General features: G+C 54.9%; 22 protein-coding genes. 10 read left to right on the top strand and 12 right to left on the bottom strand.

From position 1 onward, the window contains the following. Positions 1-306: 306 nt before the first annotated feature. Both QMQ05_RS01975 and QMQ05_RS01980 read left to right on the top strand, forming a co-directional pair. Positions 307-1,728, top strand: a complete 1,422-nt coding sequence (locus QMQ05_RS01975; RefSeq protein WP_345474597.1) for a helix-turn-helix domain-containing protein — start codon at positions 307-309, stop codon at positions 1,726-1,728. Between the two features lie 4 nt (positions 1,729-1,732). Then, the gene (locus QMQ05_RS01980; RefSeq protein WP_345472567.1) at positions 1,733-2,458 is read left to right on the top strand and encodes an AAA family ATPase; all 726 of its coding nucleotides are present in this window, start codon (positions 1,733-1,735) and stop codon (positions 2,456-2,458) included. Here QMQ05_RS01980 and QMQ05_RS01985 read toward each other — a convergent pair. The 4 genes from QMQ05_RS01985 to QMQ05_RS02000 all read right to left on the bottom strand — a co-directional run bounded on the left by QMQ05_RS01985 (position 2,455) and on the right by QMQ05_RS02000 (position 7,674). Then, complete coding sequence (locus QMQ05_RS01985; protein WP_345472569.1) at positions 2,455-3,117, bottom strand: alpha/beta hydrolase family protein; 663 nt, start codon at positions 3,115-3,117, stop codon at positions 2,455-2,457. The two genes, QMQ05_RS01980 and QMQ05_RS01985, sit on opposite strands and share 4 nt — an antisense overlap. A gap of 60 nt (positions 3,118-3,177) precedes the next feature. Next, positions 3,178-4,089, bottom strand: coding sequence for a hypothetical protein (locus QMQ05_RS01990; RefSeq protein WP_345472571.1), 912 nt, complete (start codon positions 4,087-4,089; stop codon positions 3,178-3,180). A 226-nt stretch (positions 4,090-4,315) separates the two neighbouring features. Further along, positions 4,316-6,874 carry an ATP-dependent Clp protease ATP-binding subunit gene (locus QMQ05_RS01995; protein ID WP_345472573.1) on the bottom strand — a complete coding sequence of 853 codons (2,559 nt, stop codon included), beginning with the start codon at positions 6,872-6,874 and terminating at the stop codon, positions 4,316-4,318. Positions 6,875-6,999: 125 nt separating this feature from the next. Next, positions 7,000-7,674 carry a response regulator transcription factor gene (locus QMQ05_RS02000; RefSeq protein ID WP_345472575.1) on the bottom strand — a complete coding sequence of 225 codons (675 nt, stop codon included), beginning with the start codon at positions 7,672-7,674 and terminating at the stop codon, positions 7,000-7,002. A 309-nt stretch (positions 7,675-7,983) separates the two neighbouring features. Here QMQ05_RS02000 and QMQ05_RS02005 point away from each other — a divergent pair, with 309 nt between their 5' ends. After that, positions 7,984-9,168: a sensor histidine kinase gene (locus QMQ05_RS02005; protein WP_345472577.1), complete on the top strand. Its 1,185-nt coding sequence runs from the start codon at positions 7,984-7,986 to the stop codon at positions 9,166-9,168. 343 nt (positions 9,169-9,511) lie between these two features. On the opposite strand, the gene QMQ05_RS02010 is transcribed toward QMQ05_RS02005, so the two are convergent. After that, positions 9,512-10,717 (bottom strand): hypothetical protein, encoded by a 1,206-nt coding sequence (locus QMQ05_RS02010; protein ID WP_345472579.1) that lies wholly within the window; start codon positions 10,715-10,717, stop codon positions 9,512-9,514. A 327-nt stretch (positions 10,718-11,044) separates the two neighbouring features. Between QMQ05_RS02010 and QMQ05_RS02015 the strand changes: the two genes are divergently transcribed. Continuing rightward, positions 11,045-12,322 (top strand): NAD(P)/FAD-dependent oxidoreductase, encoded by a 1,278-nt coding sequence (locus QMQ05_RS02015; RefSeq protein WP_345472581.1) that lies wholly within the window; start codon positions 11,045-11,047, stop codon positions 12,320-12,322. Between the two features lie 83 nt (positions 12,323-12,405). Here QMQ05_RS02015 and QMQ05_RS02020 read toward each other — a convergent pair whose 3' ends face one another. After that, positions 12,406-13,260 carry an NAD(P)H-binding protein gene (locus QMQ05_RS02020; protein ID WP_345472583.1) on the bottom strand — a complete coding sequence of 285 codons (855 nt, stop codon included), beginning with the start codon at positions 13,258-13,260 and terminating at the stop codon, positions 12,406-12,408. Between the two features lie 334 nt (positions 13,261-13,594). On the opposite strand from QMQ05_RS02020, the gene QMQ05_RS02025 reads away from it, so the two are divergent. After that, positions 13,595-13,945: a LexA family protein gene (locus QMQ05_RS02025; protein WP_370736831.1), complete on the top strand. Its 351-nt coding sequence runs from the start codon at positions 13,595-13,597 to the stop codon at positions 13,943-13,945. After that, positions 13,935-15,224, top strand: a complete 1,290-nt coding sequence (locus tag QMQ05_RS02030; protein ID WP_345472586.1) for a Y-family DNA polymerase — start codon at positions 13,935-13,937, stop codon at positions 15,222-15,224. Before QMQ05_RS02025 ends, QMQ05_RS02030 begins: the two co-directional genes overlap by 11 nt. Positions 15,225-15,301: 77 nt before the next feature. Here QMQ05_RS02030 and QMQ05_RS02035 read toward each other — a convergent pair whose 3' ends face one another. After that, positions 15,302-15,493, bottom strand: coding sequence for a hypothetical protein (locus QMQ05_RS02035; protein ID WP_345472588.1), 192 nt, complete (start codon positions 15,491-15,493; stop codon positions 15,302-15,304). A gap of 25 nt (positions 15,494-15,518) precedes the next feature. On the opposite strand from QMQ05_RS02035, the gene QMQ05_RS02040 reads away from it, so the two are divergent. Further along, complete coding sequence (locus QMQ05_RS02040) at positions 15,519-16,559, top strand: glycoside hydrolase family 3 N-terminal domain-containing protein (protein ID WP_345472590.1); 1,041 nt, start codon at positions 15,519-15,521, stop codon at positions 16,557-16,559. Between the two features lie 94 nt (positions 16,560-16,653). Here the strand turns inward: QMQ05_RS02040 and QMQ05_RS02045 are convergent, their stop codons facing one another. The 5 genes from QMQ05_RS02045 to QMQ05_RS02065 all read right to left on the bottom strand — a co-directional run bounded on the left by QMQ05_RS02045 (position 16,654) and on the right by QMQ05_RS02065 (position 23,462). Continuing rightward, positions 16,654-19,941, bottom strand: coding sequence for a S8 family serine peptidase (locus QMQ05_RS02045; protein WP_345472592.1), 3,288 nt, complete (start codon positions 19,939-19,941; stop codon positions 16,654-16,656). A 360-nt stretch (positions 19,942-20,301) separates the two neighbouring features. Next, positions 20,302-20,790: an FBP domain-containing protein gene (locus tag QMQ05_RS02050; RefSeq protein WP_345472594.1), complete on the bottom strand. Its 489-nt coding sequence runs from the start codon at positions 20,788-20,790 to the stop codon at positions 20,302-20,304. A 367-nt stretch (positions 20,791-21,157) separates the two neighbouring features. Then, positions 21,158-21,979 (bottom strand): bifunctional hydroxymethylpyrimidine kinase/phosphomethylpyrimidine kinase, encoded by an 822-nt coding sequence (gene thiD / locus QMQ05_RS02055; protein ID WP_345472596.1) that lies wholly within the window; start codon positions 21,977-21,979, stop codon positions 21,158-21,160. A 35-nt stretch (positions 21,980-22,014) separates the two neighbouring features. Beyond that, complete coding sequence (locus QMQ05_RS02060; protein ID WP_058256211.1) at positions 22,015-22,629, bottom strand: hypothetical protein; 615 nt, start codon at positions 22,627-22,629, stop codon at positions 22,015-22,017. Positions 22,630-22,754: 125 nt separating this feature from the next. After that, complete coding sequence (locus tag QMQ05_RS02065) at positions 22,755-23,462, bottom strand: TetR/AcrR family transcriptional regulator (RefSeq protein ID WP_345472599.1); 708 nt, start codon at positions 23,460-23,462, stop codon at positions 22,755-22,757. A 351-nt stretch (positions 23,463-23,813) separates the two neighbouring features. Between QMQ05_RS02065 and QMQ05_RS02070 the strand changes: the two genes are divergently transcribed. From QMQ05_RS02070 to QMQ05_RS02080, 3 genes are all read left to right on the top strand, one after another. Continuing rightward, positions 23,814-24,524: a queuosine precursor transporter gene (locus QMQ05_RS02070; protein ID WP_345472601.1), complete on the top strand. Its 711-nt coding sequence runs from the start codon at positions 23,814-23,816 to the stop codon at positions 24,522-24,524. A 66-nt stretch (positions 24,525-24,590) separates the two neighbouring features. After that, positions 24,591-25,286, top strand: a complete 696-nt coding sequence (locus QMQ05_RS02075; protein WP_345472603.1) for an ABC transporter ATP-binding protein — start codon at positions 24,591-24,593, stop codon at positions 25,284-25,286. Continuing rightward, positions 25,276-26,877, top strand: coding sequence for a hypothetical protein (locus QMQ05_RS02080; protein ID WP_345472605.1), 1,602 nt, complete (start codon positions 25,276-25,278; stop codon positions 26,875-26,877). Before QMQ05_RS02075 ends, QMQ05_RS02080 begins: the two co-directional genes overlap by 11 nt. Positions 26,878-26,988: the final 111 nt, after the last annotated feature.

The raw sequence follows: 26,988 nt of genomic DNA on the forward strand, positions 1-26,988 counted from the left end.
GCACTCCAGGATTTCTGCACCTCCGCGCAGCTGGATGCTAACTCCGGGGGCTCATTTATGGGGTGGTCAGAGTGCTAGATTCCGTCGGCAAGCATTAGATGTGACATGAAAAGCTACAGCGATCCTCAGTGGAAGAACTAAGAATTTTTCGCGCTGGGAAGGACCTAAAGCCCTAGAAAAGTAACTGAACGTACAGAGTTCTGGAAAATTTCTACGTTCTTCGCTTACTCTGGGTATGTGACTGCAACCACATGGAACCGTGCGACGACGCCGGAAAATGGCAATGGCTCCGGAGAAACACCGGAGATGGATGCTATTGCCTTGGGACGTAGGATTCGCTTCCTTCGCAAGAGCAAACAGATGACTTTGGACGATGTATCGGCCGTGGTCGATACCGCGCCGAGCCAACTTTCCCTCATTGAAAACGGAAAGCGTGAGCCGAAACTCTCTCTGCTCAAAGCCTTAGCCGGAGTTTTCGATGTTGGCGTTGATGACCTTTTGGGCACTGAACCTCCCTCACGCCGAGCTGCTTTGGAAATTGAACTTGAGCGCGCGCAGCGTGGCCCGCTCTACGAGTCTTTGGGTCTTCCAACAGTGCGCGTAGGCACCCGTCTTCCTATGGACGTGCTCGAATCATTGGTGGGACTGCAACACGAACTCGAACGACGACTGAATGAACAGGCTGCGACTCCGGAAGAAGCCCGACGAGCTAATACTGCGTTGCGCCAGGAGATGCGACGTCGCAATAACTATTACAAGGATATTGAGCAGGAAGCTGCCAAAGTGCTCTCGGCCGTCGGTCACGATGCCGGACCACTTTCTCATCACCGTGCAGCAGACATTGCCGAGCATTTAGGCTTCAGCTTGCGTTTTGTGGGAAATTTGCCGCACTCCACACGATCCGTGACCGATCTGAAAAACATGCGTATTTACCTGACTCAGGCTAATCGGACTGAGCATGATCCGCGGTCGGTTCTACTGCAGGCCTTGGGGCATCACGTTCTGGGGCATAAGACCCCTACGGATTATTTTGATTTCCTCTCCCAACGCGTGGCCACCAACTACTTTGCAGCGGCGTTGATGTTGCCGGAGAAATCAACAGTTGAGTATCTGCGCAGGGCCAAGAATAACCGAGAGTTGGCTATTGAGGATTTGCGCGATGCTTTTGCGGTGTCTTATGAATCCGCCGCGCACCGATTCACGAATCTCGCCACCGAACACCTTGGTATGACCTGTCACTTCCAAAAGGTTCATGAGTCCGGAATTTTGCATAAGGCCTATGAGAATGATCGTGTGAACTTCCCTGCGGACCACACCGGCGCTATCGAAGGGCAGACTATCTGCCGATATTGGACCAGCCGTGTCGTCTTTGAACAGATGGATAAATTCCGATCTTTTGAGCAATATACCGATACCGTCAACGGCACCTTTTGGTGTTCTGCACGTACCGAACGGCACTCATCAGGATTGTATTCGCTTTCTATTGGTGTCCCTTTTGAGCACGTGAAATGGTTCCGTGGGCGCGATACCAAGGAACGCTGTCAGTCCACCTGCCCTGACGAAAATTGCTGCCGTCGTCCACCAGCCCACCTCTCTGACCAGTGGTTTGGAAATGCTTGGCCAGCTACGCGTGCCAACACTCACCTGCTGGCGGCGATGCCCACGGGAGCTTTCCCCGGTGTGGATGAAACTGAGGTTTATAGTTTCTTGCAACGCCAGGAAGGGTGAGTCTGTGGATTTTTCACAGATGTTCTTGCCGGTCAGACGCGTCGAAGCTATTGATCCGGACGCACTGCTCAGAAACCAGCAGTGGCCCTTTGTTTTACCGGTGGTGCGTCAGTTGCTTCATGAAGGTCTGGATTTTGGGCAAGTGACCATCATTGTTGGTGAGAACGGAACTGGAAAATCGACGCTCGTTGAAGCCTTGGCGATGGCTTATGGAATGAACGCCGAGGGTGGATCAACCGGTGCCATGAATGCGACGCGACCCAGCGAATCAGAATTATGGCAACAGTTGAAACTTGAGCGTGGTGCCGCTGCCTCGCGCAAGGGATTCTTCTTGCGTGCTGAAACCATGCATAATTTTTATACCTATCTTGAAGAGTCAAGATTCCAAACTAGATTGCACGAGCGTAGCCACGGTGAGTCATTCCTTGATCTCGTGGAAGAGCGAGTCCCATTTATCCAGGGCTTATGGATCTTGGATGAGCCGGAATCCGCGTTGTCTCTTGCTGGCTGCGCAAGACTGATGAAGCTACTGCGAACCATCGCTGATGGGGGATCACAGATCATCATTTCCACCCATTCCCCGATGCTCGCTACGTTCCCAGAGGCGCAGATTCTGGAAGTTGGAGCGTGGGGATTACGGGAGAGCCAGTTTGAACACTTACAGCTCGTGCGTCAGTGGCAAGAGTTCTTCGATAACCCACACGGTTATTGGTTGCGCGACTCAGACTAGAGTGCGTATCGGGAGATGAAGTCGACGGACGCACTGGCCAGCCAGGCGCCATCTTGTGCCACTGTTCGTTTGGAACGAGCTACTTTGAAGGAGTGATTACCGCCTTCAAACCAAACTAGTTCGGCCGATTCATTGAGGTTCGCAACGACTGCTTCCATTTTTGATGGGTTGGCGAAGGGATCCTTGGTACCTTCCAAAAACAGCATGGGAACCGTCAATGGGTAGAGATGCTCGTCGCGAAGCTTGTCTTCCTTCTTTGGAGCGTGCAGCGGATAACCCAAGAAGATCAAAGCTTTTGCTGGCATCCCCTCGGCGATAGCCAACGAAGCCATCCGTCCACCAAAGGACTTGCCAGCAACGACTACTGGAAGCCCGCTGGCTAAATGATCATCAACCCATGCACGTACCTGATGCCAAACGGCAATTGCGGTCGGTGCTTTATCGGGGAACTTCTTTCCGGCATCCATATATGGAAAATTGAAGCTCAAGACGCTGATTCCCAGGTCCGCGACGGCTTGTGCATAACCAGTCATGAACTCATGATTCTTACCGGCACCAGATCCGTGAGCCAGAATCATGAACGCGCGAGCTTTCTCTGCCGGGTACAAGAGGGCGCTGAGCTCGGAGTCATTAAACGGAATCGATAGTTCTTGGGTCATAACGTCAACCCTAGAGCGTGCTCTTTCCGCTCAAAGAATCTATGGGGTAGATGTTGGTGCTTATTGCAGCCATTCTTCCCGTGGGGAGGTGGTCGTATCTTCACCGCCTCGGGCGATGACGGTGAGCTTTTCAACTTGCTCCCCAACGGCAGCTTTGTCATTGATCTTGATGAGCATGTTTGAGGCGACGAAACCCGACGCAGGCATGTCGTAAGTACCATCCATCCAAGGACCGTCTTTGATCGTGACAACAAGTTCACCGAAGGCAGGTGAGGTTACTTTATCTACGTAGGCGTGTGGGTCGTCGGGAAGGCAGCTGCGGTACACCTCTAGGGTGGTAATTTCTGCGTGGCACATCGACTCGTATACGTCGTTCATGCCCGATAGCCACTGCACGTATTTTTCGTTGGCCCAGGCTTTGCGGTCGTTGGGATCTGCGCCGGTGCGAGCTCGCGAGTAAGTTCCTGAATTCTTGCCGTCCTCGGTGGCGAAAGTGACGCTTTCAAACTCTGGCGATTTCTCGCCGACGCTCTCGAACATTATTCGACCCATGAAACGCAGTTCATCCTCGCGTGTCTCATAACTTTCCTGCATTCCGTCCCGGTTAAAGATCATGCTGTTATCCAAATAAATATTCAGAACGCCCTCTTTTGGAGACTCCCACGAGGTCATCAAATTATAGGGATACAGGAATCCTTGCGTGGATTTGATGCCAGAATTGTCTTTCCACATTTGAATTTTTGAGTCAGCCCAGGCTTGGCCGGTGAGGGGCGTTGACGTTGCCTCTGTAGGAGACGGGGCGAGCGAGTTTTCGGCCAGCTCAACGTCAGCAGTCGTAGCTGTTGCGCTGGAAACTGCTGGCGTGGTTGCGGCGCTTGTCGGTTCTGCAGGAGATTCTGGGCTTTGGGTTGCGCTACATCCAGTCATCAAGATGGCCGCCAAGGATAAGGTCATGAGACTTCGGACGCGCAAGATTAGCTCCTAGTAGAGTGATGAATTCTCAGTCTATTAGGAATGAATCAACAAAAGCTATTAATTAGAGAAACTGAGCGAAAACCCTAATGATTCCATGTTCGAAATCTGATCCTTCGGTGAGCCCCAATGAACTCGGTTAACTGATGTGCTCAGGGCGCACAAAAGGGGCTTGTTGCCCGGGGCAAAAGCCCCGGGCAACAAGCCCCCTTGAAGCTGGCGCTACCTAGTTATTGAAGAAGCTAGGTACCTGCTCGCTCTGCGCCGGTGGGGTTGGCGCATCAACCTTCTTGCGCACCACCAACTTGTCCTCAGCAAAGTCCACCAAGACGGTGTCGCCGGCAGTCAGCGAATCATCGATCAGCAGATCGGCGATGGCATCTTGTACCTTACGCTGAACCAGTCGGCGTAGTGGTCGAGCACCAAACTCAGGGTCGTATCCCTCGGACGCCAACCAGTTCACGGCTGCTTCGCTGACTTCCAGATCCAGTTCCTGATCTGCCAGGTGCTGCTGCGTATCAGCGATGACCAGTTTGACGATCTGGCCGATCTCCGACTGCGACAGCTTGGAGAAGAGCAGGACCTCATCAAGACGGTTCAAGAACTCGGGGCGCATGAACTCGCGCACCTTGCTCATCACCTTGGCGCGGATCTCGCTGGCTTCGCTACCGGCCTTGGCCGAGGTGAAGCCGAAGTTACCGGCCCGGTTAGCCAGGTACTCACCACCGAGGTTACTGGTCATCAGGATCAGCGTGTTCGAGAAGTCCACGGTGCGGCCTGAAGAGTCGGTCAAACGGCCGTCATCGAGCACCTGCAACAGCACGTTGAACACATCCGGATGGGCCTTCTCAATCTCGTCAAGCAGGATCACCGAGTATGGGTTACGTCGTACCTTCTCGGTCAACTGGCCTGGTTCGTCGTGGCCAACATAGCCCGGAGGGGCACCAATCAGGCGTGCAACGGTGTGCTTCTCTCCGTACTCGCTCATATCCACGCGCACCAACGAATCGGACGAACCGAAGAGGTTGGTAGCTAGCGCCTTGGCCAATTCGGTCTTACCCACGCCAGTTGGGCCCAGGAAGAGGAACGAACCGATCGGACGTCCTGCCGGGGATAGCCCGGTGCGGTTACGGCGCACGGCACGAGCCACTGCGGACACCGCATCCTTCTGGCCGATAACCGAAGCATGTAGGGCCTGTTCCAGCGTTGCCAGACGCGACTTGTCATCGCCCGTGATCCGGGAGGTCGGAATGCCCGTGGAACGGGAGATGACCTCAGAGATCTGAGCCTCGTCTACCACTCGCGTGATCCCGGCATCGCCGGCCTCTTCAGCAGCGTTAATCCGCGCCGTGAGCTCGGCGATGTGATCGCGCCAGGCACTAGCATCTTCATAACGTTCCTCGCCGATGGCACGAGACTTCTCACGTTCGGCTTCCACCAGATCGGCGCGCAGGGACTGCACGTCTTCGGTATCGCCAGCAGCGATGGAACGACGAGCACCAGCGATATCGATCAGATCGATGGCCTTGTCCGGAAGCTGGCGATCGGTCAGGTAGCGAGCCGACAGTGCCACGGCTGCCTTGAGAGCTGCCGGGGTGTACTGCACCTGGTGGTGATCCTCGTAGGACTCACGCAGGCCTTCCAAAATAGCCAGGGCGACTTCCTGAGATGGCTCGTCAACCATGACCTTGCCGAAGCGGCGGGCCAGAGCGCTGTCCTTCTCTACCTTGCGGAATTCGTCGAGGGTGGTGGCGCCGATCAGGTGCAGCTCTCCACGAGCCAACCGTGGCTTGAGGATATTGGCGGCATCCATGTTTCCGGACTCGCCGGAACCTGCCCCTACGAGCAGATGCATCTCGTCGATGAATACCAGTACCTGACCTTCTGCGTCGGCAATTTCCTCCAGTAGGCCGGTGAGGCGCTGTTCGAAATCACCGCGGTATCGGGTGCCGGCCAACATTCCGGGCAGATCGATGGAGATCAGTCGGGAACCACGAATTTGCTCGGGGACCTCGTCATCAACGATGGCACGCGCCAGGCCCTCGGCAATGGCGGTCTTACCTACGCCAGCTTCACCGATGAGCACCGGATTGTTCTTGGTACGGCGAGCAAGGATCTCAACAACCTGATCCAGCTCGTCATCACGCCCGATGACCGGATCAATTTGTCCGTCAGCAGCCAGTGCGGTCAGATCAGTACCGTAGCGTTCGAGCATGGAAGCATCGGAGTCTTCCTGGCCCTGATCCTGGCCGCCATTTTGGGCGCGCTGCGCCTGTTCCATGGCTGCCTGCTGGAGGGACTGGCCGGTGATTCCGTGTTGGGCCAGCAGGTGACTGACCGGGGATTCCGGGTTGAACACAAAAGCGAGGAAGAGGTGGTCCGGGTCGATGTAGGTCGAACCGTAGTTACGGGCTACCTGGTAGGCATCGAAGAGACTGCGCTGGGCAGCCGAGGATAGCCGGGTTGGCTTTTCGCCTTTTTCTTGGCTCTTTGGCATGTGCGCGATGGTATCCTGGCTTAGAGCTTCGATGTCGATGCCCATGGCGGTGAGGTGTTCACCGATAGGTTCGGTACGAATCAGGGCAGCGAGCAGGTGCAGGGAGTCAATTTCGTCGTGCCCGTGCTCGTGCGAGATGGCCGCAGCCGTTGCTACTGCTTCGTGCGTACGCGTGGAAAGCAGGCGAGTAATGTCGATGGGACGCGCTGCCTGAGCCCGTGACGAGAGGAACCGAGAGAGGAATTCCTCAAACGAGCCGTCTGAGGGTGCACCAAAAAATGCTGGCAAGTGAGCCTCCTAGTAGAAACTTGAGCGGTCTATGCTCATGTTCAACGCTGTAGGCTTCAGGATATTCCCGTGGCTCGCAAAATATCTTTCTGAGCGTCGGATGTCACACTGCCAGTGAACGAAATTTAGTCTTTGTGGATTTCGACAATTCCCATGCGCGCCGCTGCCACGAGTGCTTGCACGCGATCGCGAACTTCAAGCTTGGCGAAGATTTTTGCCATGTGAGTCTTGACCGTAGTTTCGGTGATGCCCAGAGTTTTAGAGATTTCTGGGTTATTTAATCCCTGAGCAAGTAATTTAAGAATTTGAATTTCTCTACTGGTAATCCCCAGATCATAAATGAGATCTTCGACGGTTTGCGAATTATCGACATACGCATTGCGAACGGCCGAAATTAGGTCCGAAGAAACCGAAGGTGAAATGGCGGCGGTACCCTGATGAACTGCATGAACCGCATTAATAATTTCATCCGGCTCAGAATCTTTAACAAGGTATCCGCTGGCGCCAGCGGTGAGGACTGGAATCAGATATTCATCCGATGAAAATGCCGTAATTGCAAGGATTGCTGGGCTGTCTATGTGGGATTTGATGGCGCGAGTAGCGCTAACCCCATCCATGATTGGCATCTGCAAATCCATCAGAACTACGTCGACCTCATGGTCCGAACAATACTCGATTGCCTGCTTCCCATTTTCTGCAGAAAATACGGTTACAATTCCGTGATCCGTTGCTAGGATTGTGCTCAACGCATGTCGAATAAGGGGTTCATCATCGACGATTAGGACCTTGATTTGTTCCATTTGTTTCCTTTGAGTCGATGTTTTTGACCGCCAATCGGCCTGTTCACTTGAAAGTATATAAGTTAACGAGATTTGGGGTTCGTTATGAAGGCTTTGAAGATGCTGGCTGTCGCCGCATTGGTTTTGACACCTTTGACTGCAGTTGCGGCTCCCGCATCTGCGGACTCGGGGCAGATCGGCTCTGGTTCGGTGGCCACACCAGCGGGTTGGGGTGCAGACTTCGGCATGTGGCTCTGCAAGCACTACGGTGTGAGTTGTCCGTAACCGATCTATTTGACTTGAAAGTCGTTGCCGTGAATTATTCGGCATATGAGTGAACGACTAAAAGGCACCCTGACCAAGCACCTTGCTGGCCGGGGTGTCATCATTTGGGCTGGAATGGCGATTCTCATTGCCGTCTCCAGCAGTGAATTCGTTACCCTTCTGCAAGAGGGATTTAGCGGTTCCTCAGACGTATCTATTCGCGGTGCCCTTGTTGGGGTGGGGCTCTGCGTAGCTCTAGCGTTAGGGTTTCGCTGGATCGCCGTATCTCTTGGCCTTTTCGTCGCGGGCGCATACTTCTTCTTGAATGATGCCTCGTTATTCTTCTGGACCATAGTTTCATTCATGGTGTTCGCATCACTAGCGGCCACTGTTAGTGCACGCAGCGTCCGAGGTCTTTTCCTGACGTTGACTGTTGCATGGATGGTGCAATTTGGAATTCAGGCTGGAAGCGATGCGGTACTGCTCGTGGCGTTGGTGCCGTTGACGCTCCTGGCCTACTTTTTAACGCGAAGTATCTATGTCTTGCGCGAGAAAAACACTGAAGCGGTACGACAAATGCAGAAAGCTCAGCAACAGACTCAACTAGCCATTGAGAGGGAGCGGAAGAACATCGCTCGCGATCTTCATGACATCGTCGCCCACGACATCACCATCGTGGTAATGCAATCAAAGGCCGCCAAGTTTGCTAATGATGGACAAATGGCTCTGGAGACCCTCGATGTCATATCCAAACTGAGTTCCGAGACCCTGCACGACTTGCGTCTGATGCTAAACGTTTTGAGAGCCGACGGAACGATGTCCGATGAGGCCGGGTCTGCTGTCGATAAACCTGCCGCAACGACGGTATATGCACTTCAGGGTGTGGATTTATTTGCTCAACGACTTCGAGACGCAAACTTTAAAGTGACCTCAACCACGGATGAGAAGATTTCGGAACTTCCTCGTTCGGCACAAACCGCGATCTATCGCGTGATGCAAGAAGGTACAACGAATGTCATAAAACACGGTGCCCCCGATACATCGTGCACTCTTGAGCTGGTGTCCAACGGAACTGAAGCTGTACTAGAAATTACTAATCAGATCGATGTTTCGGGTACGAAATCAAAGGGATTGCCTGAGGGTGGAAGCGGTTTGGTTGGAATGTCCGACCGAATGCGCGCTTTTGGAGGAAAGTTCTCGACCCGCGCCGAAAAAGGGCAGTGGATCCTTCGGGCCAGCATCCCGTTCTAAGCCCTGCCCTCCTACTAAAGTATGATTTCGAAATTCTTGTGAACGCGATAGGTTAGACATGTATCGGTGAAGACCGATCACCAATGAGGTACTTGGTGGTGTTTTGCGAGTGGCATCATGAAGGACCTGAGGTGATTAAAAGGTGCGTTGCATTGTTTGAACGGACTGATCTTTCATCGGCGGTTGCGCCCCCATCGCCCCGCCGTTGTCTGTCAGCAGTGCAGCGTACCTTTTATAACTTAAGTGCGAACTCTCAAAGGTTGCACGGATAGTAAATAATCTCTTCAAATAGTGATGGCTCCGGAGAACCTCCGGAGCCATCACTATTCAATTACTGCAAGACTTACGCTTCTGGTGTTTCGGAAGCCGCATCGTGCTTCAGCACATGATCCGAGACCTTACCCAGCGCGCGCTCCAACGACGAGCGAAGCACGAGTGGAACGGTGATCAGATCGTCGATTTCCACAAGGCCTTCACGTTCAAAGATACGAAGCAGGGATTCAACCTGTGGCACAACCTCTTCCAAGCTCGGGATCAGGTGATGCTGCTCTGCTGGAAGATCATCCTGGGTAGGGATCTGCAGAGCAAACTCGGTGCGCGGAGGAGTGGACGAAGCGGCGTTGCTCAGAACACCAGCAACCATTTCGGCGATCTGCGCTTGGCCTGGCTTTTCCAAGGTGTTGATCAGGATGTGCGAGTACAGCACTTCCGCGATCAGTTCCTTAACTACGCGCGAACCTGCCCCGCTTGAAGCAAGCAATGCTTCGCTCAATGATTCGGTCGGCTTAGCGTTAGGTGCTTGGTAGGTCAGCATGGCGGTGCCGATCAGCGCGTCCCAGTACGCGGAAAGCCGGGGGATGTCGGCCAGCGCGGGAACTACAGTTCCATCCTCTGGCTCCCAGGCGCTCTCTTCAGGCGCGTCAGCACTTTCATCGACCTTGATGAATAGGCCCAATGCTTGGGCAGCGTCCTGCAAGGTTTCGCCGGTCAGCACGCCGGCGGGAGTGCTCGGCTTGCCCGCGCCAACCCACTGGATCAGTTCACGAGCGGCAAACACAAATGGCATCGATTCGAATGCGCCATTGGCTTCATCGTCTTCTAGGAAAGGTGCGACGATCGGCGAATCTCCAGCCATACGTGAGAGGAACTCAAAAGTCTGTTTGAAGTCCTCGACGCTGCCGCCAAAGTTAGCGGTGGTCCCTAGGAACGTGAGGTAGTGCTTGAGGATCGCGGCGCTGGTTGCTGCGACCTCTTTACCCAAGGACGATAGGTGACCAAGCTGCTCACCAAGAATCGTTGGATCCAGCGACTGGACATCAACACTTTTGCGCAACTGAGCGTGCACCGTCAGCAAGGTGGTTAACCCTTCGATGGCTGCACGCGTTTCGCTGGCTGGCTGACCTTCTTCTTGGAAATGGCGGAAGAGCTGAGACTTAAACGGTTGAAGCGCCTGACGTACTTCAGTCTCGAAAGGCACGGAGCTAGCTCCTGCTCGGCGGGCCGGGTGTCCCTGCGCTGATTTCTTTTTGGCTGGTTTACGTGAGGCCATGTGTGTGGTGATGTTCCTTTGTGCTGGTTGGTCGGGGTGGGGCGATGATGATGCACTTGTTTTCAGTGTACGCAGACGGTGATTGGGCGGTGGGGCTCAGGGGTCAGCTACTTGGTCACGCGTAGCTAAACTTTTCGCGTTCCACTGGAGAACTGTTAAAAATACGGTGAAAAGTTCCAGATTCCGCAGAAAACGCAAATCACACAACAGTGTGGTGGCTATCACTGTTGAATCCTCAGAACGCGTTGAATTTCATCGTAGATCGCGCGACAGTGAACACATACAACCTCGTGCATAGAGGCCAAGGAATTGCTAGGAGAGTGGGTCATGGCAGCGGTAACTGCGCCAGATCATGTTGTCATTGTCGGCGCCGGATTCGTCGGTTTGTCCACGGCTTGGTACCTACAAGAAGCCGGTGTCAAAGTCACCGTTGTTGACCGTGGCGGCGTAGCCTCGGGATCTTCCTGGGGTAACGCCGGATGGCTGACCCCGGCGCTCACCCTACCGATTGCCGAGCCATCGATCTTCTCGCAGGGTTTGAAGATGATGCTGGATCCTGCTTCGCCGCTGTACATCCCGCTGAAGGCCGATGCTAAGCTGCTGCGCTTCCTGCTCGGCTTCACCTGGCACTCCACCCCCAAGAAGTGGGAAGAAGCCATGCGCATCTTCTCCGAGGTGGGACACACCGGCCTGGATGCCTTCGATGAGATCGCCGAAGACACTGCTGCGGGACCGGGGACCAAGGAGAAGACCAAGCCTGCCGACCCATTCCTGACCGGCTTCATCTCCATGAAGGATCGTGACGCGTTGCTGCACGAGTTCGAGATGATCCACAAGACCGGCGGGCACGTCGACTTTGACCTGCTCAGTGGCGATCGGCTGCGCGACATCGAACCGACCCTGTCCGACAACGTTGTTGCTGGCGTGGCCATTAAGGGCCAGCGCTACATCAACCCGCCGAAGTTCATGGAGTCGCTGGCCGAGTCCGTGATCGCTCGTGGTGGGGACATCATCGGCACCTTCAACGTCACCGACGTGCGCGACAACGGTTCCTCCGTGACGGTCATCGGCTCCGAGGGCCGTGCCATCACCGCCGACCACGTAGTGCTCGCCACCGGTGCCTGGATGACTGATATCGCCAGCAAGTTCGGTGTGAAGGTCGTCGTCCAGGCTGGCCGTGGCTACTCCTTCACGGTTGAGCCAGAAGACATGCCAACTCACCCGATTTACTTCCCTACCCAGCGTGTGGCCTGCACCCCGCTGGGCGACCGCTTCCGCATCGCCGGCACCATGGAGTTCCGCGACGTCAACCACAAGCTGGAGCCCAAGCGCATCGAGGCCATCGTTGCCGCTGCAACCCCGGTTTACAAGGGCATCAACTGGGAGAACCGCAAGGAAGAGTGGGTTGGCGGGCGCCCCTGCACCGCCGACGGCCTGCCGCTGGTCGGCCAGACCGCTTCCTCACGCGTCTCGGTGGGCGGCGGACACGGCATGTGGGGCGTGGCCCTTGGCCCGCTGACCGGCAAGATTCTGGCTGCCCAGATCACCGGACAGTCTGTGCCAGCCATCGCGCGCCACTTCAACCCGCTGCGCAACGGCTTCTAACCAGTTCTGCTCCACATCAGGAACCTGAGTAAAGTGAATCGGCGCGAACTCAAACCATGGTGGGATCGCGCCGGTTCGTTCTTTTAAGCGTGTCGCGTGGATTCGCCGGCCAACACCGATCGGTACCCTTCACGGTATCCGGGGAACTGCAAAGTGAAGCCCGTGGCCAATAGCTTGTCATTGCGGATGCGCCGGTTGGCCGCGCGACGCACTGCTGGTTCGGTGGCTTGCTGTGGGACCGGCAGACTTAGCTGTTGGGCGAGGAAGGTATAGATCTCGCCGATCTGCGCAGGCTCGTTGTCGGTGACCATGTAGATCTGCGTGCCGGTTTCGTCCAGGGCGGCGCTGTGTACGATTGCCTGGGCCAGATCGTCGCGGTGGATGCGATTGGTCCAATGCGATTCGAGCGGTGTTCGAGCGCTGGCATCACGTACCTGATTGATCAGATGGTTACGACCCGGTCCGTAAATTCCGGAAGCGCGCAGGATGGTCACCGGCAAACCCGAATCGAGTAGCACCTGCTCGGTATCGGCCAGCACCTGTGAAGTTGGGCGGTTGGGCGCTACCTCGGTGGACTCATCGATCCATTCGCCCTCGCCACCACCCGAAACGGCCGAAGAAGAAACATAAATGAAGCGCCTGAGCTGCGGTGCCTGCACCTTCAACCGGGAAACCAGCTCCTTAGCCACTTCCAAGTAACTGCGGGTGTAAGCCTCCACGGTGCGAGCCGCCGGGACCGGAGTGAACACCACGACCTCGGTCTCGGGGTTGAATTGTGGCCAAGAAGCGGGTTGGAGCAGGTCGACATCCTGACCGGTGAAACTTGTCGGCAGCTTAGCGCTATTGCGTCGCCAGCCGGTGACCTGATCTCCAGCACGGGCAAAACGTAAGCCCGCCTCGATGGCGACATCACCGGCACTGACTAGTAAAACCTGCACGTGACTCCTTGACCGAAAACAAAAGATCGTTCCTTCTAGGGTAGAACGCTGGCGGGTCAAGGCGCTGCACTAGAGTTCATATATGTCGGCCCGAGCCAGCGAAGTGGCACGCGAACCCCAAACGGGCTATCAACTAAACGCGATCTAGCGACCTAAATTCTCCGGAATGCTAAGTCCTTCCCGGGGTGGAACACGGGGTGCGAAAACCGAGTACAATTCTAAATGTTCGAAAGTTTGTACTAGTTTTGGGTAATGGTGAGGTGGAGCTTTGAGCAACGCAGAGCCTTTTGTGCCGGAGCCTTCTAGCGCAGGTCCGGTGCAGGCCGTATCAGCGATGGGATTCCCTTCGCCTGCCCGGGACTATTTTGACGGTGGTCTGGATCTGAACAGGTTGCTGGTCAAGGATCGAGTGTCAACCTTCATTATGCGCGTTAGTGGCAATGCCATGCGCTCTGCAGGAATTCACGATGGCGACGAAGTCATTGTGGACCGTTCACTCTCCGTCCGTGATGGCTCGGTGGTCATCGTCAATCTTAACGGCCAGATGCTGGTGCGACGCTGGCACATTGATGGACCCAAAGTCGGATTACTCAGCGACGAATCACCATTACCTGTGTGGCTAACCGAAGGCGATGAAGTCGGTGTCTTCGGAGTGATTACAAGGTGTCTACATTATGTCCGTTGACCACGTGTCCCTAGTGGACGTGAACAACTTTTATGTCTCCTGCGAGCGAGCCTTCGACTACTCCTTACGTAACCGACCGGTCGTCGTGCTTTCGAACAATGATGGGTGTGTTGTCGCGCGATCCCAAGAAGCCAAAGACCTAGGTATCGCCACCGGTGAACCGTTCTTTAAGATCCAGCGGCTCATGGATAGCCACAACCTGGCGGTACGTTCGAGCAACTATGAGCTCTACGGCGATATGTCCGCGCGAGTTATGGAATTGCTGGGCCGCTATGGAACTTGGCATGAGGTCTACTCCATTGATGAATCATTCATCGGTTTGGAAGGCAACCTCGAACAGGTGCGTAGCACCGCGGCTCAGATTCGAAAGGCCATTGATAAGAGTATCGGTGTCCCTGTTTGTGTGGGGGTCTCTTCGACAAAAACACTGGCCAAGTTGGCTAACCACATCGCCAAGCACAATCCAGGACTTGGTGGCGTATGTGTTCAGCAACTGATGGATCGTTCTGTGTTGGACAATATTCTCTCCCGCGTTCCAGTCACTGATGTTTGGGGCGTCGGAAGGAAATCCGGGGCCAAGCTCACGAGCATGGGTATTGAAACGATCGCGGACTTACGGGATGCCGACCCGTTGCTTATCCGCAAAAAGTTTTCCGTGGTTCTTCAACGTACCGTTTTTGAACTCAACGGGCAGCGTTGCATCGGGCCCGTGGAAGAACGCGCCGACCGTGGACAGGTCATGTTCACCAGGTCCTTTTCGACTCCGGTACGAACTTACGAGGCAATGGAAGAAGTCATGTCCATCTACGCGCAAAAGGCCGCCAGCCGATTGGCCAGTGAAGGACGCTATGCCACGTTATTAACCGTCACTGCAGGCACCAGCAGGTTTGCTCAGGGCGAGGCCTCGTTCCCCAGCGCCCAAGTACGCCTCCCACGACCGACACGAGATCCAATTCTGCTCAGCAAACTAGCCATCGCAGCCATGCGGGACTTGATGCAGCCAGGAATGGACTATGTGCGCGGGGGAGTAATCCTATCGGGGCTCAGCGATTCGCCAGGAGAAAAACAACTAGACCTATTTGAACTTGGAGACGGGCAAGAGGAAGAACAGAAGAATGTTTCTTCGGTAGTCCAGGATATTTCCGCACGCTTCGGCGCAAAGTCCATCGGCTTGGGGCCTGCAGGAATGGCGCAGAGTCCGCAGTGGACGATGAAACGCGAACACATATCCCAGCGCTACACCACCGAATGGGATGAGCTTTTAGAAGTTCGCGCCTAGAACTGGGAAGATCATCCGCGCCACAGAAACTTTCGGCGTCTTCGCAGAACGGAGTGGGAGGATAAAAAGATGGCTACTCACGTCAGACAGCTCATGTCGTTTGGAATGCTCGCGATGCTCCTGCTGAGCAGTTGCAGTGCGCCCGGTTCGCCAACAGATACGTCAAGTACCAACGAGCCGTCATCGTCGGCGTCCTCTTCGGTGTCGTCTTCAGCTAGCAGCCAATCACCGCGAACTAGCCCGAACACCTCGCCGACAGCAACGCCCACACCAACTCCGAGCCAAGAGCCGACGGTGCGAGCGCAGGCTGAAGAACTTGTGGACCAGATGACGGTAGAGCAACAGGCCGCAAGTTTGGTGATGGCGGGCGTTCCGGCGACCGGCGCGAGTACCGGTGAACTGAAGGCAATGAAAGAGCAGGGGATCTCTAACGTCTTCTTACGGGGCCGTTCGCAGCTGTCACTCAAGCAGACCGCTACGAAAGTCGGGGCTATAACTAAAACCCTCAAATCCAATGTCCCTGAGGACCTTGCGGTATGGGTGGCCACCGACCAAGAAGGCGGATTTGTCAGGGTGTTACAGGGTTCTGGATTTACTGAATTGCCTACCGCCACAAAACAAGGGCAATGGAGCAGTGAGAAATTAGCCTCGAACATCACGCAAGTCGGCGAAGAACTGGCTGAAGCCGGCATTAACGTGAACCTCGCCCCGGTGGCAGATGTAGTTCCCGCAAAAATCGGTACCAAGAACGCACCCATCCGGTATTTTGGTAGGCAGTATGGCAACACCGCTGAAACGGTGACTTCCGCTATTACTACCGTCACCGATGCTCTGAATTCTGCCGGGGTGCAACCAGTCGTCAAACACTTCCCAGGATTGGGTCGGGTAGCAAAGAATACTGATACTTCTAGCGGAGTTACCGACACCGTGATTGGCACGGACGCCACCGACCTTGAGCCTTTTAAAGAGGCAATCGATCAAGGAAATTCGTGGATTATGATCTCCAACGCCCGTTATACAGAACTTGATGCTCAAAACGATGCGCCCTTCTCAGAGAAGATCATCACCGGGCTACTGCGCCAGGACATGGGATATGAGGGAGTGGTAATTTCCGATGACCTCTGCGAGGCTAAGCAAATTGCCTCGGTAGATATGGGACAACGAGCCGTGAAATTTGTGGAGGCCGGAGGCACTGTGCCACTTTGTGTTAATTCCGATCAGGCAATCGTCATGGCCAAGGCACTGAGCAATGAAGCCAAAAAAGACCAGAAGTTCGCAGACAAGGTCCGTGAAGCAGCGGTGGTGGAGCTAGAAGCGAAACTTCGCCAACAGTGATTAGACGTCGACTCCGACATCAATAAGAAAGGTCCGGGGCACATTCCTACTCGCTAGGATGCGTCCCGGACCTGGTCTTATGGAAAGCTAAGAACTACTTGGTCTTTGGCTTTCCGGTGTTACCGGACACGATGTCCAGTACCTGTGCACGGTCTTCGCTGGCGTTGTGCAGGTGAAGCAACAGCGCCTTGGAATCCTTAGTGCTATCGGCAACCGTGACCGGAATCTTGTTGCCCTTCAGATCGGTGAACAGTGAGCCTTCTGCACCAAAATCAACCTGTGGCGTTGCCACATTGAAGTTGATCCAGTCGGTCTGGTCCACTGGAACCATTGAGCCAGCGTCATCGGTGTTGTACCAGGAGTAGCCAAGGACACGGTAGGAAATCTCGGCCGCGTCATCGCTCAGGCCCAGGGCCGAAAGCGAGACCGGCAAGATTGCCGTGTTGGTGTCGTAGCTGTTGGTATCAACATCGCCGAGCACGCCATTCACTGGCTGCAAATCGACCTGCTTGCCGGTGGCAAGATCGAAGGTCGCTGCCAGATCCAGATCCAATTCATCGATGACGGTGGTGAAGGTGACAAAGTCGGCCTTACCATCAGCGTTCGTATCGATCTCAACGTCCAGTTCACTGCCACCAGCTAAGTGAGCCCAGTTCTCCCAGGTTGAGATACCGATGTTCAACTGACCATCAGCCACGCCGGTACGGCCAGCGGTGCTCGATGCGCCCACATACTGCAGGTCCATGGACCGTGCTGCAGGGATCGAATCCAAGGAAGCATCGCCACGGTCGCTCGAAGCGCCGAGTTCAAAGGCACCGAGTAGGGAGGTCACTTCGGTAGCGCCTTCGCCAGCGGTAATGCCCTTGCCCTTCAGATCGAGGGTCGTGGTGTTTGAACCCTTCTTCAGCTTCTTGACCTTGCCGGACATATCAGCGACCAGCTTAGGAGCTGCCTGAACTGGAACACGCAAGGTTGGAGCGGTGCTACTGGTCAGCTCGACACGACCGGTGGCATCGGCAAGCCATGCACGCGACAGTCCGGACTGGGTGGTAGCCATGGTTGGGTCAATGGTCTTGGCCCATTCCTTTGGATCGACCTTCAAAGTCACGGTCAGCTGTGCACTCTTGCCGGCCTTAACGGTGACGCTCTTGCGATCCAGACTGTAGCTTGCGCCAGGGATCTGGGTCGCAGCAACGTAGTTGGCGTTGTAGGTCTGCGTCTTGTCACTGGTGTTCTGAACGGTGATCTTACGCTTGGCGGTGTAACCCTTCTTGCCGTCCAATTCAATGACACCGAAGACCACGCTGGTCAGATCCGGCGCGTCGGAATCGTAGGCGAAGGCTGGAGTTTCAATCGCAGCGTCAGCCATTACTCGACCTGCACCCACGCGGTTTGGACCATAAGCCTCACCGTTGGCGGCCTTGATGTCGGTGGCTGCGGTGTTCATGATGACGCTCTTGGCCTCATAAGGGGTGTAATCGCTGCCTTCAAGAACCAGTGCTGCAATTCCGGCTACCAGTGGAGTAGCCATTGAGGTGCCCGACATGACCGCGGTACCGGTTCCGGTGCCAACGCCTACCGAACCGATCTGTGTGCCCGGGGCGGCAACGTCAGGCTTGACTACGCCGTTGCTGCCATGAACGCCTCGTGAGGACGAGGAGTTCAGGGTGTCACCGGCACCGGATTCACTGGAGGATCCACCGACGAAGTCAGGCGACAGGGTCACCTTCAACGTGCCAGCTTCTGCTGCTGGACGCAGTCGCTGCGACTGATCCAAGGTGAACTGTGCGCCTGGAATGGTGGAGTTGCCCGCAATGCCAGCGTCAAAAAGGTTTGCTTCGGAATCGAGGATTACACCGGTGGCACCGGCGGCTTCAGCGTTGTTGAAACGAGCAGCGGATCCACAAGGGAATTCGCCGTTCTTGCTCCACTTCAGCCAAACCCACTTGCCTTCCAGCGAACCTGCTTCGAATGCGTCGCAACCGTATTCATTGCTGGCTGGAGCCATCACAACTTCACCGGTCAGCTGAGCTGGGTCAGCGTTGGTGTAGTTGAAGTTTGAGGAGTACTGACCTGAGGCGGTACCTGCAACATCGCTTGGCTCATCAACCTGAATCTTATCCAAGGTGACGTGAGATCCCACCGAGTTGGCAACGGTCAGTGATGAGCGCGAGTTACCGGGGGAACCGCCGACATCGGTGACGTCGCCGGCGTTGCCCGAAGCAACAACCGAAAGAATTCCGGCCTTGGTCAGTTCATCGACGATGTCGTTTTCAGGGTCTTCGGTCGGGGAATGATCCGAGCCCAGGGACATATTCACTACCTGTGCGCGGTCGGAAAAATCGCCGTCACCGTTCGGGTCGAGCACATAATCCAGTGCTTGGCCGACTACCGAGGAGGAACCTTCACAGCCGAAAACGCGGATGCCGATGAGTTGAGCTTCTGGTGCAGAGCCTGGGCCTACCTTCATCTCCGACAGGGCCTTGGCATCCAAGTCCGCGTAGTTTCCGGTGAAGGTGGAGCCATCGGCGTTGACGCCGTAACCGGCGGTGGTGCCGGCGACATGGGAACCGTGACCGGCTGCTTCACAGTCCAGCGGGTTGGGGTCTGGATGTGGAATGGGTTGGTAGCTCTCAGCATCGGAGTTCGCGTTGTAGTCATCGCCTACCAGGTCCCAACCGCCGATGAACTTATTGTCATCACGTAGTCCGGAGTCTGCCGAAGGTAGCTCGGTGGAGGCTTGCGCTTCCTCATAGGCTTCCAAGGTGCCTGGACCGCCGAAGCTTGCGTGGGTGTAGTCCACGCCGGTATCCAGTACGGCAACCTTGATGCCCTTGCCGGTTTTGTCCAAGGATTTCCATGATTCCAAAGCGCCGGTGTCTACGACGGAGCTACGGTTTGAGGGTTTCTTTGGAACGATGGAGCTGATTTTCGCTACGTCGCTACGTTCAGCGAGTTTGCGAAGATCTTCAGCGTCACCGGTCAGAGCTACGCCTTGGAGCGCGTTGTGCGTGGTGTAGATGATGGTGGAGTCAGATTCGGCGGCGAGCTGCTTGCCCTTCGCTTTGACGTCCTTGCTCATCTTCTTGACCTTGGCAGTGTCTTTGTTCTTTCCAGACTTTTTGACGGTCTCGAAAGCTCCGTCGCCCTTAAGCTGCACGAACACCGATACCTCGCCTGAGGCTTTAGCCAGTGGTCCTGAAACTTTGAGGTTTGACAGCGCCTGGGAGCTGCTAATCGGCAGCGAGAAAGCTTGTTCGCCATCTGCTGGTTGGGGAATGCCTGCTGCACTTGCCGGGCCTGAAAGGGTGACTGCCATTGCAACTGCAGTGGCTGACCCCAAAATCAGGCGCGGCACTCGTTGCGTGCGCCGAGTGACCATGGTTCTCCTAGCTGGGCTGGGTAGCGGTATTGCTCCCGTCACCGGGCGGGCGAAAATGGCAAAGCGGTGCGAGCTTTGATGATCGTCCGAGGACAACGTCCGCTGATACGTCGTCCTATAGCTAGGAATCCTAAGTGACCTACGGCATATATCAAGGGGTTGTTGAATAATATTTTCTGAGCGACGCGTCAACTACTTTGGGCGTTTCACAATAAATTCCGTGCACCACTGCGACAAACCCGCCCAGCGTTAGCCAATGAGTGCGAAGATTTTTTAGAAAAATTCGACGCTTTGTTACTCAGTAGTTAGCTAACACTGGACGGGTTGTCGATCAAGAGATCTATTTAGTTGGTGGTATTGCTAGAGGCGATTCAAGAAGCTATGCACTCGTTCGTCGAGTAGCTCGATGCGCTCAGCAACAACGACCATCGGATCCGGGTAGATCGGGTTCTTCGGAGGTGGGATGCGCACATTGCGTGAGCACTCGAAGTTCAGGCAAATCAAGGTGCCTAAAGTATCGCCATCACGACCTGCTTGCCCGGCTCGGCGAGTGCTCCACATGCCTACGGCAACTGGAATGTTAACGTCCCGGCACATCTCACACATGGTGGCGTTATTTGGTTTGCGTCCACCATCGGTCGGGCGCAACAGGATGCCTCGGGTCCGGCCGTTTTCGTCGGTGTGGAACAGGTAACCGCGCTGCTGCATCTTGGGATCTCGCCAGCCTAGGTATTCCAAGGAATCCCAGTCTAGGGTGGTGAAATTTTCCGGTAAGGTCAGCTTTTTGGCTTCCTGACGACTGGCGTTGATGAAGGAAGAGCGGATGGTTTTTTCGGTTAAGGGCTGCATGGTAATCCTCAAAGAGTCCGTGCACAGTAAATGGGCGCACGAAGGTGTCAATCAAAATAGGGATGTTGAGGTCTGCAACGAAAATAATGGAAGGGTTACAAAAGAGAGCCAGAGGAAAATCCTGCGGCGGAATCTACTTGCTAACCCCGTTCGACGCGCAGACGAACGGGTGGAGCGTCAAAGTGGCTTGCATAGCCGGCCGCCCTTTCCCGTGACTGATTCACGCGTCGATGATTGATGTTCTGCAACTACCGTAGCAAGAGTCATCGGATGATGACAATGAGCATGCTCACGCTTAAACGTGGCGCCGGTCGCATCCATTACGAATGCGACCGGCACCAGGGGTCATGAAATTCGCGCGCCTTGGTTAGCGGCGTCCACCCTGCCAGAGTGCATCAAACGGGGTGTTTCCCGATACGCGATTGCGGATGCCTTCGGTCACGAAGGCCTTGGCGGTGCGCGCAGCCTCCAGCGCGGTAGCGCCCTTGGCTAGTTCAGCGGTTACAGCGGCTGCCAGGGAGCAACCAGCACCGGAAACAGCAACTTCGCCAATCTTCTTCTCGCGGAGAACTTCGAGGGACGTGCCATCGTAGAACACGTCCACAGCATCTTCGCCGGCGATGCGTACGCCACCCTTGGCAAGAACCGCTGCGCCCGAAATTTCGTGAATCTTCTTCGCTGCTTTGATCAAATCCTCTTCGGTGGTGATCTTCAGCCCTGAGAGCTGCTCAGCTTCAAAGTGGTTAGGGGTGACAAAGGTAGCCAAGGGGAGCAGTTCGGCCTTGAGAGCTTCGTCGGTGTCCAATGCATGGCCAGGTTCTTGGCCCTTGCAGATCAGCACAGGATCAAGCAGGACGTTGTCCCACTTCTGTGACTTTAGTGCGGTAGCAACGGTGTTGATCGTTGCTGGCGAGCCCATCATGCCCAGCTTGACGGTGCCCAGCTTGTCTTCGTAGCAGGTCTGGATTGCTTCGAGCTGATCTGCGATGACCTGCTGATCAACAGGTACGAAGCGGTGGTTCCACGAATCTTTGGGGTCAAAAGAGACAATGCAGGTCAACGCTACGATGCCGTAGGTTCCCAGTTCCTGGAAAGTCTTCAAATCGGCCTGAGCGCCGGCACCACCGGTGGCTTCTGAACCTGCGATGGTCAACGTGATTGCTGGTGCAACGGTGTTTGTATTAGTCATAGTCTCAATTGGGGATAGTGCGGATTGGAGAAGAATTAGTTGTGCTGCCAGAAGGTTAGCTCAGTCGCCTTAGACCAACCAGCTGGTAACTGCGCAGCGTGTTCTTCAGTGGCTACTAATAATAGCCAAGGAAGCCCGTGGCTAAATGCTGCTCCGGCGAAGTTTGCCAGTACTGCGCGGCGGGCAACATCTGGATTATCGGGGGAGAACAGATCGGGGTCACTGAGCAGTCCATAGGTTGCACCAAAGTGCATGCGACCGCGAGCTACTGGGCGGTCAAAGTCGGTCACCTCGACAACATCGTAGTTTTCCATCGGTGCTTCAAAGAGCCCCGAGGTGTCAGGTAGCTTCACCACTTGTTCTACGTCTTCAGGCTTTGCAGCGAGTAGGTGCATGGTTGCGCTGTGCTGCCAACCTTCGCCCTGCAACTTGGCCTTGGTGCTGTCTTTAGGCGGCCCCAAAAAGATCAAACGCTGTGCATCTGCCGGTGCAACCCATGAATCTTCTGGCCAATGACGCAAGATTTCTACGTCTTCACCGGCTTGATTCACGGAACGAATTTCCTGCTGGTTTGGGAAGGATGCAATGCGGTCGCGAAGTAATGCGTAGTCGCTGGTCCAACTTGGCAATGTTCGCGCAGTTGAGCTCATGTTGTTGCGTTCTCCTTTTGGTTCGCTAGGGATTGCCTATAGACAACATTGACTTTACGCCTAAAAACGGGGCAGTACTCAACTGTGTTGCCTCGTTGCAACTTCCTGGTGCGTTGGTCTGTTGGTTAGGAAGCCCGCGGGCGTCGCAAAGCGGAGCGTAGTGGTTGATTTGCCTCGGTTTCATCGAGGGTTTTGGGATCCAAAAGAGCCAGGATGTCTTCAAAGAGCGAACGAACTACCGGCAAGCGACAAAGAACAGCAAATTTGGCGACTACTGGGGCAATGTTTTTCATCAGGGCCCGGGAACGGCGTTGCTGCGCCGATTGGTCGTAGGCCCAAGCGGAGAAGACATGGCGAGAAACGAGCAATAGGAATTTCGGTAAATCACGGCGAATTCCAAGTGGTGGCAGCGGTCGTGCGCCGGTAACTGCTTGCTCCCACAAGGAGAGCTCAATTTTCGAGACTTCGTCGTTGGCGTGTTCGTCGGAGAGTAAAACTTTCAAGAAGACCGGACCGAACTCGTGATAAGGAGCCAAGACTTGGACTCCCGCATCTAGCACAGCACGAATATTCGATTCCAAGGTATTGCCCTCGTCAAAAACACCCTGGCAGAGCTCGTACTGTTCGTTACGCAAATTCAGCAGTAACTGCGTGACGATGTCTTCTTTGGATTGGAAGTAGTAGTAGGCATGCGACAGGGACACACCGGCTTTGGCCGCGATGACTCGCATGCTCGAGGCTCGGTAGCCTTCTTCGGCGAAGCAATCCAAGGCGGTTGCCAACAGCTTGGCCTGCGTCTGGCGACCCTTCTCGGTGCGTGGTTGGATGCTCATCAGCCCTTCGAATGAAATGTGGTGAAGTTGATTCTAACATTTTTTGAACGCGTTCAAAAAACGAAAAATTCCATGCGGAAGCACGGGATGGTGATCACTGCACTATTAGATTCCTCGAATTACTATTCCGAAGAATTGCAGGTGAGATGTTGGATTACGAAAGGAATGAATTCTGAAACTTGGTTGCAAATTGAAGTAAACCGGTCACTGCGGGCGACAACATGGGATACTTGCTAGGTAAGTGCTAATACAGCGGAACCGCGCGCAGTAAAAAATCTCCCTCATCCTCATCGAACAGGAGAGATCTGCAACGAAGAGTTCTGGCGAACCACTTTGACAAGGACAACTAGCATGGGCGAAATCAACGCCTCAAATAATCTGACTAAGACCAAAAAGGCCGTTTTCGCTTCGGCCGGTTCACCCTATTTCTCCACGGTGCTCACCCTGATGGGCGCGATCGTGATTCTCTCGAATATTGGAGCTTCTAAGGGAGTGAGCTTCGGGCCGATCATTACCGACGGCGGATTTTTCCTCTTCCCTATGGCCTACATCCTCGGCGATGTCATTTCCGAAGTGTATGGGCTCAAGGCCGCCCGCCGTTCAATTATTCTGACCTTCGCGTTAGCCTTCTTCGCGGTGTTCTCCTTCTGGATCATGATCCACTTGCCATCGGCAGAGTTCTACGACGGACAAGAAGCCCTCGAACGTACCTTAGGTCCCATCTGGCAGATCGTTCTCGCTTCGGCCTGTGGCTTCCTCGTGGGTCAATTCGCCAATTCATGGGTACTGGTCAAACTCAAGGAGCGGACCGGTGAACGCGGACTTATTGGACGATTGATCGGTTCCAGTGGTGTAGGTGAATTCTTGGATACGTTGATCTTCTGCGCGATCGCAGCACCGGTGATCGGTATCAGCGATGCTCCCAACTTCATCAACTACGTCGTTGTTGGCTTCGTCTACAAGACGGCCGTGGAAATCATTTTGGTGCCAGTGACTTCACTAGTCATTCGTTGGTTCAAGAAACGCGAGCCAGGCTACATCCAGGCTGCTAACGCCAGCTAAGAGGTCGGTGGGCATCATCCGTAAGGACGATGCCCACAGTTGTACTCGGCGACTAACGTGGTGACTATGCAGACAGGTCAGGACGCTAAATATCAGTTGGAAGCGAAAGAACTGGTTATTGGCTATCCGCAACGGACCATCTGTGGTCCACTCAACCTGCAACTGTCCCGAGGCCATGGTGTAGGCATTATTGGTGCCAACGGCAGCGGAAAATCCACACTCATTCGAACCGTCCTCGGCCACCTTGCCCCAGTCCAGGGGGAGATTGAATTCCTCGGACTACCGGTGAATGAAGACTCGATGACTTTCCGCCAAGAAGTGGCAGTTCAAGTCACCGACGGTACATTCTTCGAGGAACTCACCGTTGCCGAGCACCTCGAAATTGTCGCCCGCGGGCACAGCTTGCCCTCGTGGGAACAAAAAGTTCAGGCCGAGCTCGACTTCTTCGAATTACAAGAGGTGGCCGGTCTGCTTCCGGGCGAACTATCTTCAGGCCAACGACGCAAGGTGCTCTTAGCGGCAACCCTGATTCGACCTGCACAACTGGTGCTGCTCGACGAACCTGAACAACGCTTGGACCTGCGGATTCGGCAGAAACTCTACTGCCGATTAGCAACCCTGCGTCAGTCAGGAACCACACTGCTGGTGGTCACCCATGATCCCCAGTTGCTGCGCAATTCTTTGGAGCACGCCATGCTCCTCGACGAGGATCAAGGTGAGATGATCAGCGCCGAGTCCGGAGCGCAGTGGCTTGAACGCTAACGATGCAGCAGTACAAGTTCCCGAATTTGATCCACAACAGCTGATCCTGCGAGCTAAGCGACGCCGAAACTTCTCGGAACGTTTTGATAGCTTCTCCGACGCCTATGTGTGGGTGCTGGCAGCCCTCGTGGCCCTGGCGTACCTATTCAGCGCGATCTTCGGGTTGATCTTCGCGCTCCTTGGACAAGGCGTTCCCCATCCTCACATGCCATTGGCGGTTTGGAGTTTACAAGAACTCTCACCAGTCCTATTGGTGCTTGCCACCATTTATCTATTTCGGCTCTTACTTCATCTGGGCCCTCTGGCAGTCGACTCGTCCAAAGCCGAATGGTGGTTGCCGCTGCCATTGCATTCCAATGCGCTCAGAGGCCGGGCCTTGCGTCAGGCGTTACTACTGGGCATGCTCGCCAGTGCTTTCATCGGAATCATCTGGCTCATTGTGTTGTATGGCCTCGCCGGTGCATTTGACCCGCTTGTCGCTGGCTGGGCGATGGTTTGCTTTGTCTTGGCAGGAATAGTCTTAACAAATCTGGCAGTCGTTGTACAAAGCAACGGAAAACAAGATCAGGTTCAACGCTGGCTACGAAGAGCAGTCCTCGTTCTCATCGTTGTACTTGTGGTCTTTTGGGGCTTGCTCAAAGCACAGAATCAATGGGTCTTAGGTGCTGTAGAAAGCGCTGCCGACGCAATACTGCAGATTTCCACTTGGGTTGGCGGGACCATCATCCTGTTTTGCCTAGGCGTCCTCAGCTCCTGGTGGTCACATCGAACTTATAGCAACATCGGTGCACGAGCCCTACGCTCATCTGGCGAGAATCAGCAGCTCTTATGGGGATCACTGATGCAGGCGGATTACCGCGCAGCCACGGCTCCTTCAACGGCACTGATCGGACGTCGTCGTTCTCAGGGTCGAAGGCTGGTTTCTCACCTACCAGTTGCGTGGCGGGTGTTGGTGCTGCGGATTATTCGTGGTGCTCGTTGGCATTTGCCGGTTCGCTACTTGGTCTTGGTGATGGCCCTGACGATGACGGTAGAGCAGATTGCGAATCCGTTGAGCGCAGTAGTCTTCTATCTATTGCTTAGCGTACTGCTGACGCTCAACGTCTCGGCAGTGATTTCACCGTTGCTCACGCAGTCGCAACTGACCCAGCATTTGGGACAATCCGCTGCTAAGTTGCGGCAAACAGCAGCTCTTTTTGCTGTGCTTTACAGCGCCCTAGCGTTGACATTATTAACCGCGGGACTCGGGGCGCTGGGTGTTATCGAGCTGAGCAATGCTTGGATGTGGGGTGCCGCAGTGCTCCTCGGATCTCTCGGTAGCGCCGCCGGTTCCTTGGGATATGCACGACGCAAAGAACGGGACTGGGAAAGCTTACTGGGTGGGGCCACCAACGATGTGGCAATTGCCGCGGTGCTGTTCAACGAAGTTTCGACGCTGGTCCGAGCAGTAGCGACCCTTGCACCATTGCTGTCCCTCGTGCTTAGCCCGCAAAGGGTCATTGCGTGGCCGCTGTGGTTGGTTTCTCTGATCTTTGCGTTCCGTGCGCTACACATGCTTGTTGGGGAATTTTCTAAACAATCGCGGAGCTAAAACTAACTCTGGATTCTCAGCTGAAGAACCCTGATTACTTTTCCTAAGCCACAAAATTGGGCATCATGCTTCGGCCTAAAAGTCGAAGCATGATGCCCTATCTAGTAGTTT

Source organism: Glutamicibacter sp. B1 (assembly GCF_039602135.1).
Lineage (GTDB): Bacteria > Actinomycetota > Actinomycetes > Actinomycetales > Micrococcaceae > Glutamicibacter > Glutamicibacter ectropisis.

Coding starts and splice junctions, on each gene's coding strand:
- QMQ05_RS02070 (WP_345472601.1), top strand. CDS start 23,814: ATGGGCGAAATCAACGCCTCAAATAATCTGACTAAGACCAAAAAGGCC.
- QMQ05_RS02010 (WP_345472579.1), bottom strand. CDS start 10,717: ATGGCCTCACGTAAACCAGCCAAAAAGAAATCAGCGCAGGGACACCCG.
- QMQ05_RS02060 (WP_058256211.1), bottom strand. CDS start 22,629: ATGAGCTCAACTGCGCGAACATTGCCAAGTTGGACCAGCGACTACGCA.
- QMQ05_RS02045 (WP_345472592.1), bottom strand. CDS start 19,941: ATGGTCACTCGGCGCACGCAACGAGTGCCGCGCCTGATTTTGGGGTCA.
- QMQ05_RS02015 (WP_345472581.1), top strand. CDS start 11,045: ATGGCAGCGGTAACTGCGCCAGATCATGTTGTCATTGTCGGCGCCGGA.
- QMQ05_RS02030 (WP_345472586.1), top strand. CDS start 13,935: ATGTCCGTTGACCACGTGTCCCTAGTGGACGTGAACAACTTTTATGTC.
- QMQ05_RS02065 (WP_345472599.1), bottom strand. CDS start 23,462: ATGAGCATCCAACCACGCACCGAGAAGGGTCGCCAGACGCAGGCCAAG.
- QMQ05_RS01985 (WP_345472569.1), bottom strand. CDS start 3,117: ATGACCCAAGAACTATCGATTCCGTTTAATGACTCCGAGCTCAGCGCC.
- QMQ05_RS02025 (WP_370736831.1), top strand. CDS start 13,595: ATGGGATTCCCTTCGCCTGCCCGGGACTATTTTGACGGTGGTCTGGAT.
- QMQ05_RS02050 (WP_345472594.1), bottom strand. CDS start 20,790: ATGCAGCCCTTAACCGAAAAAACCATCCGCTCTTCCTTCATCAACGCC.
- QMQ05_RS01975 (WP_345474597.1), top strand. CDS start 307: ATGGATGCTATTGCCTTGGGACGTAGGATTCGCTTCCTTCGCAAGAGC.
- QMQ05_RS02000 (WP_345472575.1), bottom strand. CDS start 7,674: ATGGAACAAATCAAGGTCCTAATCGTCGATGATGAACCCCTTATTCGA.
- QMQ05_RS02005 (WP_345472577.1), top strand. CDS start 7,984: ATGAGTGAACGACTAAAAGGCACCCTGACCAAGCACCTTGCTGGCCGG.
- thiD (WP_345472596.1), bottom strand. CDS start 21,979: ATGACTAATACAAACACCGTTGCACCAGCAATCACGTTGACCATCGCA.
- QMQ05_RS02075 (WP_345472603.1), top strand. CDS start 24,591: ATGCAGACAGGTCAGGACGCTAAATATCAGTTGGAAGCGAAAGAACTG.